Raw genomic sequence first — 11,358 nt, 5'->3', positions numbered from 1 at the left:
CGGACCGCGCGATCACTCCTCGGCGGGCTCCAACGCGGCGACCTGCTTGGCCAGCCAGTTGGGCGCCAGCGCCGAGATCACGGTGGCGCCCGCGGTGGAACCCAGCACCCCCGACCAGGCGACCGGACCCAGGGGCGTGCAGCCGAAGAACTGGCTGAGCACCGGGGTCTGCACGATGCCGACCAGCACACCGGCGCTGCCCAGCGCGGTCGCGATCACCAGCGGGCTGTGCCGGCGGGTCAGCAGCGTCTGCGCCAGCTGCGTCGTCACCAGGGCGGTCAAACCCATTGTCGCCGTGCGGCGTTCGGTGCCCGGCGTCCAGCGCCCGATGGCCCAGGCCGCCGTCGCCCCGGCCGCGGTCACCGCGCCGCGGGTGACGATCTGGCGCATCAGCGGCGCGTCGAGGGAAGGCGTGGGCCCGGTCAGCACCGCGCGCCGGTGCTGCCGGCGCGCCTCCTCGGCCGCCTCGGGCGACGCGTACTCGGCTTCGTCGGGCTCGACGTATTGCGACGTGACCGCCACCGCGAGCGCGGGGAACATGTCGGTGAGCAGGTTGACCAGCAGCAGCTGGCGGGTGCCCACCGGTGCACGGCCGGCGCCGAAGGCGGTGCCGATGATGGTGAACAGCACTTCACCGACGTTGCCGCCGACCAGAATCGTCACGGCGTCCCGGACGCCCGCCCACATGCTGCGGCCCTCGACCAGGGCGTCCATCAGCACGCCCAGATCCTCGTCGGTCAAGACGATGTCCGCGGCGCCGCGGGCGGCCGACGAACCCCGCCCGCTCACCCCGATCCCCACGTCGGCCATCCGGATCGCCGCGGCGTCGTTGGCGCCGTCGCCGACCATCGCGGTCACCCGCCCGCAGCGCTGCAGCGCGGCCACGATCTGCACCTTCTGCTCCGGGCTGACGCGGGCGAAGACCTGCACGTCGGCGACCATCTTGGAGCACGCGTCCTCGTCGAGCCCGGCGAGTTCGGCGCCGGTGATCACCCGCGCGTCCGCGGGCAGGCCCAGCTGCCGGGCGATCGCCCGCGCGGTGATGGGGTGGTCGCCGGTGATCAGCACGACGTCGCGGTCGGCGTCGGTGAGCGCCTCGATCAACGGGCGCGCCGACGCCCGGGCGGTGTCCGCCAAGCCCACGTAGCCGAGCAGCTCGAGGTCCTCGGCCGCGGCGTCCACGGCGTCGGCGTCGGTGTCGTCGTCGTCGGTCTCGTGCTTCCAACCGCGCTGCGCCACCGCGAGCACCCGCAGGCCCTGTTCGGCGAGACCGCGGACGACGCCCTCGGCCCGTTCCTGGTCGGCCTGCGGGTCGGCGAACCGGCAGCGCGGCAGGATGACCTCGGGCGCGCCCTTGAGGATCAGCACCGGCGCGTCGGCGGGATGCCCGTTGGAGCTACCCAGCGCGCCGATCGCGGCGGCGAAGCCGCGACTGGACTCGAAGGGCACCTCGGCGATCATCGTCCAGTCCGAATCGCCATGGCCGTTCAGCGAATTCGCGGCGGTGAGGATAGCCTCGTCGGTGGCGTGGGCATGGCCCTGGCCGTCCTGCGGCTGGGCGGACGCCCGCGCGGCGGCCCGCAGCAGCCCCGCCGATTGCGGATCGGTCAGTTGGGGCAGCGGGTCGTGCGGGTCGACCCCGACCGGCACGGCGCACACCACGCGTAGCCGGTTCTCGGTGAGCGTGCCGGTCTTGTCGAAACAGATGGTGTCGACGCGGCCCAGCGCTTCGATGGTGCGCGGCGCGCGGACCAGCGCGCCGCGGGCCGTCAGCCGCTGGGCGGCCGAGAGCTGGGAGAGGGTGGCCACCAGGGGCAGCCCCTCCGGCACGGCGGCCACCGCGATCGCGACGCCGTCGGCCACCGCCTGGCGCAGCGGGGCGCGGCGCAGCAGCGCCAACGCCGACACCGTCGCACCTCCGGCCAGCGTCAGCGGCAGCACCTTGCTGGTGAGTTCCCGCAGCCGCGCCTGGATTCCGGCCGCCGTCTCGACGTCGGCGACCGCCGAAATCGCGCGGTGCGCGGCGGTCCCGACGCCGGTGGCCACCACGATCGCCCGGGCGTGGCCGGCCACGATGGTGCTGCCCTCGAAGAGCATGCTGGCCCGGTCGGGGTCGTTGACGGCGACGGGGTCCACCTGCTTGTCCACCGGCAGCGACTCGCCGGTGAGCAGGGACTCGTCGACCTCGAGGTCCTCGGCCACCAACAGGCGGGCGTCGGCCGGCACCACCTCGGGGGCGGCCAGATCGATGACGTCGCCGGGCCGCAGCGACTTCGCGGACACCGTCGCCGTGCGGGTGGCGTGCTTGGCCGCCTCGAGCCGGCGGCGCGTCGTTGCGACCGCGGGGACGACCACCCGGCGCACCATCTGGTCCTGCTCGGCGAACAGCTCGGCGGCCGCGGATTCGGCCCGCAGACGTTGCGCCCCACCGGTTATCGCGTTGACGGTCATGACTCCCGCGACCAGCAGCGCGTCGATGTTGCTGCCGACGATCGCCGACGCGGCCGCCCCGACGGCCAGGATCGGGGTCAGCGGATCGGCGAGCTCGGTCCGGGTCGCCGACGCCAGCCGGGCCATGTTGTGCAGCGGCTTGCGCAGGGGCGCCAGGCCCGGGCTGTAGGACAGGTCGTCGAGACGGCGCCGCCACGAGGGTTCGGTCTCGACGGCCAGCGGCCGCGCGCCGCCGGCGAGCCGCGAATAGACGATCTCGGGATCCAGTGCGTGCCAGGCGGTCAGCGGTTGGGGGGTCGGGTCGGGCAGCCGCAGCACCCGGGTGGCCGAGAACGTTCCGGCCACCAGGGCCGTGGCCGCCGCGGCGTTGACCGGGTTGAGCCAGCGCCGAAAGCTCACCGGGTTGGTGGTCTTCTCCTGCTCACCGGTGACCAGCAGCAGCCCGGCCAGCGTGGTGCCGCCCTGGGCCAGGTGCACCGCCGACTCGCTGGCCGATCGGGCCACCGGAATCGCCGAGAGGATCCGCACCGCGTCGGCCAGGTCGGTACCGGTGATGATGTCCGCGGTCCACGCCGTGGCGGCGCGCGGATCATCAAGCGCCACACCGACATCGGCGATCGCGAGCGCGGCCAGGGTGTCGGTCGACGCGAAGTCGCGGTGCAGCGCGGTGATCAGCAGCACCGGTCCGCGATCGGCCCGCAGCTCGCGGACCACGTTCAACAGCGGGGTGCCGGGCGGGTGCGTCGCGCCGACGCTGGCGGTCAGGTCTTCGGTCCCCGCGACGTGGCGGAGCACCACCCGCGCGCCGGTGCGGTGCGCGGTCTGGAACAGCGGGATCGCGTACGGGTCGACCTCCCAGCCCACGTCGACGCTCCCGACGCATTCGCCGTCGACGATCAGGTCGGCGCTTTCCAGGCCCTGCGCGGGCGTGGCCGAAGGCCCTTGATTGCGAACCCATTTCAGTCGTGCACCGGTCGCCGGCAACTCGTCCGGGTCGGGCTCGGGCGCCTGTTCGCCGTGCAGCAGGGCGTCGGCGACCTCGTAGACCCGGTCGTCGTCCCAGCCGGGCGCGTCGCCGCGGACCCGCAGGACCGCGCGATGGTCGCCGCGCAGGGCGGCGCCGTCGATGACGACCACCTTCACCCGATCCAGGCGGCGCAGCGCGCCCGGGTCGAGAACCAGCTGTCCGGAATTGGCGAGCCCGCGGCCCAAAATCGCCGCGAACGCCTGTCGGCCCATGTGCGCGGCCCGCGGCACCCCGGCTTCGATGGCCGCGGCCGCGTCGTCGGTGCCGCCGCCGGCCACCAGCGCGCTGACCGCGGCGATCAGCGAGCCGTTCGCCGCGGAATCGACGTAGCTCTCCACCGGCCCGGCCATCGAGCCCTTCGCCTTGTCCATCGCCGCGTCGATGGTTCCCCCGACCACGACGTGCGAAGCCTCGCCGGCCGCCGCGGCCGCCCAGCTGTGCCGGGGCACCTCCGACTTGGCGGACGAGATGACCGGGACCACCGGGGCCTGTGGCCGTTGCGGCGAGGCCAGGTGGGGTTCCCGGTCCCGCCACACCCGGCGGTGCGCCGCCGCCTCGGAGACCTGCAGGGTGCGCTGGGTCAGGTCGAGCATCGGCGTGCCGAACGATTGCGTCAGGCCATGGGCGGCGGCCGTCGTGGCGGCCAGCGCGATGTCGGTGCCCACCCGGCCCAGCCGCTCCTCGAGGATCGAGACCATGCGCGGTTGATGGTTGATGAGCGCGGCCGCGGCCCGGGTGGTCTGCGGCGCCGCGGGCAGCCGGGTCACCCATCCGGTCACCGCGGCGCCCATCGCGATCAGATCCAGTGCCGCCGCGGTGAGAGGCACCAGAATCGCCAGGGGGTTGCCCGGGTCGGCGAAGGGCGCGGACGGCGTCGCCGCCTCCGACTTCGACCAGGTGATATCGGCGGCGATGGATGCGACGGTCGAGCGCACCTCGTCCAAGACGGCGTCGTGGTCCGCGCCGTCGGACAGTTCAACCACCAACCGGCCCAACGCACCCTCGACGTGCGCCTCGGCCACGCCCGGGATTCGGCGCACCGGCTCCTCGACGGCGGGCGCGTACTCGCCCCAGCGGGGGAACGGCAGCAACGGGTCCAGGTCCAGGTGCACGCGTTGCCCGCTGCGCCAGCGCACCGGCGGCGTGATCGGGGCGGCGGCGTTGTCGGTGGACGTGTCGGCACCGATTGCCCGGCCCGTGGTTTGAACCACCGATTGCAGGACGGGGCCCGCGAGCTCGGCGACCGGGCCGGCCAACGTCTGCAGCGCGCCGGCGGCCCCCGCCGCAGTCGACACGCCTGCCCGCACCACCTGCGCGGCTCCGCCGGCCACACCGGCGACGACGTCGGAAACGCCGGGAATCTTCACTCGTCACCCTTCAACTACGTCTCCCGCGCCTAATGATCCTGGCGTGTGAAGGACCTGTCCACACGTGGGGCGGGAAGGTAAACCGTCCGACGACATCGATGACGATGCGGGTCGATGCAGGTCGGGCTTCCCAAGATGGCAAGGGCTGCGATCACGTCCCTGGGACAAACATTACCGGGTTGAAGACAAACCAAACGCGCTGAACAAGTCGGGGTCGAGAAAGACGGTGATGCCGGCGATCCCGTCGCGACCGGGGGTCAAGACGTGGATCGAATGGGCCCGCAACACGTGATCGGCGGCGCGGCGGTACTCGGCGACGGCGGGTTGCGCGTTCGCGGCGGTCGGAACCATCGCGATGTCGCCGGGCTGCGCCACGGCACGCTCGGCAAGGAACTTCAGCACCGTGTCCCGGCCGGCGAACCACACTGGCAGGGGCGGCATTTCGAGTTTGACGTCCGCCTGCAGCAGCGCGGTCAGCGCCGCCATGTCCGCGTTTTCGAATGCCGCGCAATACCGGTCGAGCAGTTCGCGCCGCCGGGCGTTGCCCGGCTCGGCCATCTGTTCCTCGCTGGGGGACAGCTCGGCGAGGTGGGCCCGGGCGCGCTGTAGCGAACTGTTGACCGCGGCCGGCGTGGTCTCCAGAAGCTCGGCGACCTCGGCGGCGCTGAACTGCACGACGTCGCGCAGGATCAGCACCGCGCGCTGGCGCGCCGGAAGCTCCTGAAGGGCGGTCATCACGGCCAGCCGCACGCTCTGCTTCGCGGTGAAGTCCTCCTCGGGGCTCTTGAACATCATGTCGTCCGGGATGGGTTCGAGCCACGCGTGCGCGCCCGCCGCACCGAGGTCGGCGTCCGGGTCCATCGAGCCCTCGCCCAGCCCGGCCGGCAGCACGCGGCGGGCGCGGTTTTCCAGCGCGCGCAGACAGGCCGTCGTCGCGATCCGGTACAGCCAGGTCTTCAACGCCGCGCGTTCCTCGAAGGCCTGATAGCCCCGCCAGCCCCGCAGATACGTCTCCTGCACGAGGTCTTCGGCGTCGTGCACCGAGCCCAGCATGCGGTAGCAATGCGCGATCAGCTCGGCACGAAACGGCGCCGCCCGCTCGACGAACTCCTCCTGCGCCGGCAATGCCCTCTCCTCTCGGCCGCGTGGTGAACCTACTCCTGTAGAGACATCCGGCCGCCGAAATTCATCGGCCGGCAGCGATGAATTCGGCCGCCCCCCCGTATCTCAATCAGTGAAGTCGCGGCACGGCCGCAGTCCACGCGAGGAAGCGAGCACGACATGAACCAGACCCCAAACCCCGGCGCCGACGGGTTCGCCGGCAGCACCGCGATCGTGACCGGGGCCGGCCGCGGATTCGGCCGCGCGATCGCCACCGCGTTGGCGACCGCCGGCGCCGAGGTCGTCGGCGTCGCGCGCACCCGATCGCAGCTCGAGGAGGTGCGCGCCCAACTGGGCGTCACCTTCACCCCGGTGGTGGCCGACGCCGCCGATCCGGCGACGGCCGGCCGGCTCATCGACCGGCACCGGCCGCGCACCCTGGTGCTGTGCGCCGGGGCGGCGCCGCGGATGGCGCCGCTGCAGGATCAGACCTGGGAGTCGTTCAGCGACAACTGGAACTCCGACGTCGCGCAGGCGTTTCACTGGGTTCGTGACGCGCTGCGGCGCCCGCTGGCGCCGGGCAGCTCGGTGATCGTGATGTCCAGCGGCGCCGCCCTGGCCGGATCACCGCTGTCCGGTGGCTACGCGGGCGCCAAGGCGACCGTACGGTTCCTCGCCGGCTATGCCGCCCTCGAATCGCAACGCGCCGGGCTCGGGATCGGCTTCACCGCCGTGCTGCCGCGGTTGACCCCGGCCACCGGCCTCGGCGCGGCCGCCGTCGCCGCCTACGCCGAGCGCCAAGGCGTCGACGTCGACACCTTCTTACAGGCCGCCGGGCCCGCGCTCACCGCCGAACAGGTGGGCAAGTCGGTGCTCGAGATCGCCACCGCCGGCCCGGACCACGACGCCTACCTGCTCACCTCCGCCGGCCTCGCGCCGCTGACCTGAAAACACCCGAGTTCGAAAGGCGCACAGCGATGAACACACCCCCGATCGTGACGGCCCAGGAATGGGCGAGCGCGCATCGAGAGCTGCTGGAAGAGGAGAAGAAGCTCACCCGGGCCCGTGACGCGCTCGCGGCCCGGCGGCGCCGGATGCCCTGGATGGAGGTGGACTCCGACTACCGGTTCGAGGGACCCGAGGGCGCGGTCAACCTGGCGGGCCTGTTCGGCGGCAGGCGCCAACTCATCGTCTACCGCGCGTTCTACGGGCCCGACATCGACGGCTGGCCCGAGCGCGGCTGCCGGGGCTGCTCGATGATGGCCGACCACGTCGGCAACCTGGCCCACCTGAACGCCCGCGACACCACGCTGGTGTTCGCCTCACGCGCGCCGCAGGCCGACATCGCGCGCCTCAAGGAGCGGATGGACTGGAAGATGCCCTGGTACACGATCACCGACGGCTTCGACGCGGATTTCGGCGTGGACGAATGGCACGGCACCAACGCCTTCATCCGTGACGGCGATCGGGTGTTTCGCACCTACTTCATCAACAACCGCGGCGACGAGGCGCTGGGGACCACCTGGAGCTTCCTGGACATGACCGCGCTCGGACGCCAGGAAACCTGGGAGGATTCGCCGGAGGGCTATCCGCAGACCGCTCCCTACGAGTGGTGGGACTGGCACGACGCGTACGGCGAGCACGAGCCCTCACGCTGGTTCGGTGACCCCGACCCGAACAACCCCAACGACATCCGGCCGCCGAAGAGTTAAGTGGCACAGGCTGTTTGGCGCGGCCCGAAAACACGAATGCGCGGTAGCCGTCGAACGGTTACTCGCGCATTTGTTCCGCCGAGAATTCGTCGGCTATAAAATTCGGTGGTTCGCCCTGCCGACCTGGTAGCCGGTGGGGAACGATTTCTCGATGACCTGCAGTTGGTGATCCACCCGGGATTCGAGCTCGAGGACCACGCAGTCGCTGAGCGCCTTCGATTCGAGAACTATGTACCGCTGACCACAATCGGTGATCGGGTCGCCCGAGTGCAATTTCTCGACCGGCACCGACTCCGGAGTTCCATCTGCCTCCATCCATGACACGTTAGGTCAATTCCGCAAGCGAGGGAATAGACCGCTACGTGGCGGCGTCGGCCTGGCGCTGCTTGAAGAACACGCTGACGTGAACGATCAATCCGTCGTCGTCCCGCTCGAAGAGGATGCATTCGGGCCACGTGGTCGCGACGCCATCGATCTCGAACGTCTCGGACAGCTCGGCGTAGGAGGTTCGGGCGTCGACGTGCGAGATCCGCCGCACCTGCAACCGGTGGCCCTGCAGAGCGGTGCATACCTTGCGCAGGTAGGCGACGTAGTGCGCCTTGCCCTCGACGACGTCGCAGAACGGACCCTCCCGGGTCAGGCCGTCCTCGGCGAGGGTGCCGGCCAGTCCGTCCCAGTCGTGATCGGTCAGGCATTGCAGGTAACGCTCGACCGCTTGACCTTCCGCCGCGTCGCCCATCACGCCTCCGCTCCCGCGCTCCTGGCATTGCGCCGAGCGTAACGCTGCGGCGGAAAAACCGGCGGCAGATTCATACGGTCAATGCAATTTCCACGTTTGAGGAGGTTGCAGGTGTCAGTTGCTTATCCGCGTTCGATGCGGCGAGAGTTCTTTGATCGGGTGTGTGCAGGGGAATCATTGCGTGAAGCCGGCCGTCAGGTCGGTGTGTCGATCCAGACCGGATGGAGCTGGTGGCATGACGCTGGATCAATGCAATTACGAAGTGGTACGGGCTCTGATACCGGCCTTGCCGAACCAGGTGATCTGACCCGGCCGGGCGCGCGGGGACACCGGCTCAGTTTCGATGAACGCCTGGTGATTATGCGGGGTCTGGACAAGGGCCTCACCCAGGTCGAGATCGCCGACGAGCTCGACCGCGACGCCAGCGTCATCTCCCGTGAGCTCAAACGCAATCGCAATCCCGACGGGGATTACCACGCTGGTCTTGCCCATGCCCGCGCCGCCAAGAAAGCCAAGCGTCCCAAAGCATTCAAACTCCAAGACCGCGCGCTATGCGAGGCCATAGAGGACTGGATGGATCAGGGATGGAGTCCCAAACTGATCGCCGATGTCTTGGCGCGCGATCACCCCGATGACAGGCTGGCACGGGTGAGCCACGAAACCATCTACCAGTGCCTCTACGTCCAAACTCGTGGTCAACTGCGCGCCGACCTGAGTAAGCGTTTGTCGACGAAACGCGCGGCCCGCAAATCCCGGGACCACACCGAACGGCGGGGGAAATTCCACGATGTGTTCACCATCAGCGACCGGCCCGCCGAGGCCGCCGACCGCGCGGTGCCCGGCCACTGGGAAGGTGATCTGATCGTCGGCCCCAACAGCGCCATCGGCACCCTGGTCGAGCGGTCCACCCGCTTTACGATGCTGCTGCATTTGCCCGGCGATCACACCGCCGAGACGGTGGCCGGCGCGATGATCGAAGCGATGCGCCAGTTACCCGAACACCTTCGTCGATCAATCACCTGGGACCGTGGCAGCGAAATGGCCCGCTGGCGCGACATTCACCTGCAACTCAACACCCCGGTCTATTTCTGCAATCCGCACTCGCCCTGGCAACGCGGCACCAACGAAAACACCAACCGCCTCCTGCGCTTCTGGTTCGAAAAGGGCAGCGACCTCAGCGGTTACACCCCAGCAGACCTCAAACGCATCCAAGACACCCTCAACCGACGACCGCGCCCAACCCTTGACCTCGACACCCCCGCCCAACGCCTGGCCGCCCTCCTCGACCAAGCCGCCTAACAAAAATGCATTAGCCACTTGACTTTGAGCGGCAGAATGTCGCCGTGGCGTTACATGCGCGGGCCCGGTCGCTGCTTTTCGTGCACGCCGACCGGACGCTGTCCGAGCGCGTGCCCGCGCCGCCCGATGCGGTGCGCGGCTTCTACGTGGACCTGGACAACATCAGGCTCGTGCACCCGCTGATCGTGTCAGTGGAAACGTTGTCCCGCGGCGAAACCCCGGAGGGCTACCAGCAGAGCTATCGGGTGGTCGATCGAATCCCCTTGGGGCCGCTGACCATCCGTACCGTCTATCACGCCCGGCTGCGAGTGCCGGCCGACGGCGACGTGCTGACGGAGGCCGCCCAGTCACCCGGGGTGCGGTTACGCGGCACGGTGAGTTTCGTGCCCGACGACGGCGGCACCCGGATCACCGAGCGCATCCGGATCTCCGCGCCGCGGCTCCTGGCCGGGGTGACCGTCCGCGGGGCGGTCAAGGCGCACGCCGAGATGCTGGCCGGCATCCGCAGGCACTTCGAAGTCACGCACCCGCGAAATCGATGACGCCGCGAATGTTGCGGCCCTCGCGCAGATCCACGAACGCCTCGTTGATCTGGTCGAGTTGGTAGTGGCGGGTGACCAACTCGTCGAGTTTCACCGCGCCCGCCTGGTACAACGACAGCAGCATCGGCACGCTGGTGCGCGGATTCATGCCGCCGTAGAGCGCGCCCCTGAGCTGTTTGGCCGACAGCGTCATCTCCTGCAGGACCAACGGGACCGGGGGTTCGGTGAACGGGGTGATGCCGGTGAGCACGCAGATCCCGCCTTTGCGAAGCAGCGCCATCGCCAACGGAAGCAGGTCCACGTGCACCACGCCGGGGCAGACGACGACGCGGTCGGCCATCAGGCCGGCGGTGATCTCCCTGACCAGAGGTATCGCGTCCTCGGCGGAGGCGGCGGTGTGCGTGGCGCCGAAGACCTTGGCCGAATCGCGCTTGGACTCAACAGGGTCCACCGCGACGACGTATTTGGCGCCCACGGCGCGCGCGCCTTGCAGGGCGTTCATCCCGACGCCGCCCGCGCCGATGACGACGACGGTGTCGCCGGGTTCGGTGCCCGCCGAGATCGTCGCGGACCCCCAGCCGGTGCTCACCCCGCACGACACCAGCGAGGCGGCATGGAACGGGATCGCGTCGTCGATCTTGATGACGGAGCGTTCCGATAGCACCGCGTATTCGGCGAACGTGCCGAGTTGCCCGTAGGCCAACAGGTTTTCGTCACCGAGGTGGCGCCGGCACGTGCCGTCGGTGGGCATCTCCCGCACGAACAGGCTTGCGCCGATGTCGCAGATGTAGCTCTGGCCGTTGACACAGAACCGGCAGCTGCCGCACGCGGGGATGAAGGAGAGCGCCACGTGGTCTCCCGGACGCACCGAGGTCACGCCGGGCCCGATTTCTTCAACGACGCCGGCTCCCTCGTGACCGCCGAGCAGCGGGAACCAGTCCGGCGCCGGCTGGCCGCTCGCGGCCAGCGCCTCGGGGGTCGGCACCACATCGCCGGTGAACAGATGATCGTCGGAGTGGCAGATCCCGGCAACGGCCATGCGCACCAGCACTTCACCGCCGCGGGGCGGATCCAGCTCGATCTCGCGGATCTCCCAGTCCTGGCCGACCCCGCGGATCAC

9 protein-coding genes are annotated in these 11,358 nt (G+C 70.2%); 4 read left to right on the top strand and 5 right to left on the bottom strand.

Annotation, left to right across the window (positions count from 1 at the left end; all coding sequences use genetic code 11):
• Nucleotides 1-12: 12 nt before the first annotated feature.
• Both W7S_RS25160 and W7S_RS25155 read right to left on the bottom strand, forming a co-directional pair.
• On the bottom strand, nt 13-4,845 hold the full coding sequence (locus W7S_RS25160) for a cation-translocating P-type ATPase (RefSeq protein ID WP_014712562.1): 4,833 nt from the start codon (nt 4,843-4,845) through the stop codon (nt 13-15).
• Between the two features lie 171 nt (nt 4,846-5,016).
• Nucleotides 5,017-5,970, bottom strand: a complete 954-nt coding sequence (locus W7S_RS25155; protein WP_008262277.1) for a sigma-70 family RNA polymerase sigma factor — start codon at nt 5,968-5,970, stop codon at nt 5,017-5,019.
• 156 nt (nt 5,971-6,126) lie between these two features.
• Here W7S_RS25155 and W7S_RS25150 point away from each other — a divergent pair, with 156 nt between their 5' ends.
• Entirely contained in the window at nt 6,127-6,894 is a 768-nt protein-coding gene (locus W7S_RS25150; protein WP_008262275.1) for an SDR family oxidoreductase, read from the top strand.
• Nucleotides 6,895-6,923: 29 nt separating this feature from the next.
• Nucleotides 6,924-7,658 carry a DUF899 domain-containing protein gene (locus tag W7S_RS25145; RefSeq protein ID WP_008262270.1) on the top strand — a complete coding sequence of 245 codons (735 nt, stop codon included), beginning with the start codon at nt 6,924-6,926 and terminating at the stop codon, nt 7,656-7,658.
• 93 nt (nt 7,659-7,751) lie between these two features.
• On the opposite strand, the gene W7S_RS25140 is transcribed toward W7S_RS25145, so the two are convergent.
• Both W7S_RS25140 and W7S_RS25135 read right to left on the bottom strand, forming a co-directional pair.
• On the bottom strand, nt 7,752-7,973 hold the full coding sequence (locus W7S_RS25140; protein ID WP_009957137.1) for a hypothetical protein: 222 nt from the start codon (nt 7,971-7,973) through the stop codon (nt 7,752-7,754).
• 43 nt (nt 7,974-8,016) lie between these two features.
• A complete protein-coding gene (locus tag W7S_RS25135) occupies nt 8,017-8,397 on the bottom strand; it encodes a nuclear transport factor 2 family protein (protein ID WP_008262266.1) in 381 nt (126 codons plus the stop codon).
• Between the two features lie 105 nt (nt 8,398-8,502).
• Here W7S_RS25135 and W7S_RS25130 point away from each other — a divergent pair, with 105 nt between their 5' ends.
• Both W7S_RS25130 and W7S_RS25125 read left to right on the top strand, forming a co-directional pair.
• Entirely contained in the window at nt 8,503-9,696 is a 1,194-nt protein-coding gene (locus W7S_RS25130) for an IS30 family transposase (protein ID WP_369751691.1), read from the top strand.
• A 44-nt stretch (nt 9,697-9,740) separates the two neighbouring features.
• Nucleotides 9,741-10,238 carry an SRPBCC family protein gene (locus tag W7S_RS25125; RefSeq protein ID WP_008262210.1) on the top strand — a complete coding sequence of 166 codons (498 nt, stop codon included), beginning with the start codon at nt 9,741-9,743 and terminating at the stop codon, nt 10,236-10,238.
• Here W7S_RS25125 and W7S_RS25120 read toward each other — a convergent pair.
• Complete coding sequence (locus W7S_RS25120; RefSeq protein WP_008262201.1) at nt 10,216-11,358, bottom strand: NDMA-dependent alcohol dehydrogenase; 1,143 nt, start codon at nt 11,356-11,358, stop codon at nt 10,216-10,218. The two genes, W7S_RS25125 and W7S_RS25120, sit on opposite strands and share 23 nt — an antisense overlap.

Origin of the sequence: Mycobacterium sp. MOTT36Y (assembly GCF_000262165.1) — a bacterium.
In the GTDB taxonomy this organism is placed as follows: Bacteria; Actinomycetota; Actinomycetes; order Mycobacteriales; family Mycobacteriaceae; genus Mycobacterium; species Mycobacterium intracellulare.
Note: the sequence above shows the minus strand (reverse complement) of the source record. Positions and strands in the feature narration are given on the sequence as shown.

Excerpts from the sequence above, each read along its gene's own strand:
- W7S_RS25150 (WP_008262275.1), top strand. The coding sequence starts at position 6,127 with ATGAACCAGACCCCAAACCCCGGCGCCGACGGGTTCGCCGGCAGCACC.
- W7S_RS25145 (WP_008262270.1), top strand. The coding sequence starts at position 6,924 with ATGAACACACCCCCGATCGTGACGGCCCAGGAATGGGCGAGCGCGCAT.
- W7S_RS25140 (WP_009957137.1), bottom strand. The coding sequence starts at position 7,973 with ATGGAGGCAGATGGAACTCCGGAGTCGGTGCCGGTCGAGAAATTGCAC.
- W7S_RS25135 (WP_008262266.1), bottom strand. The coding sequence starts at position 8,397 with ATGGGCGACGCGGCGGAAGGTCAAGCGGTCGAGCGTTACCTGCAATGC.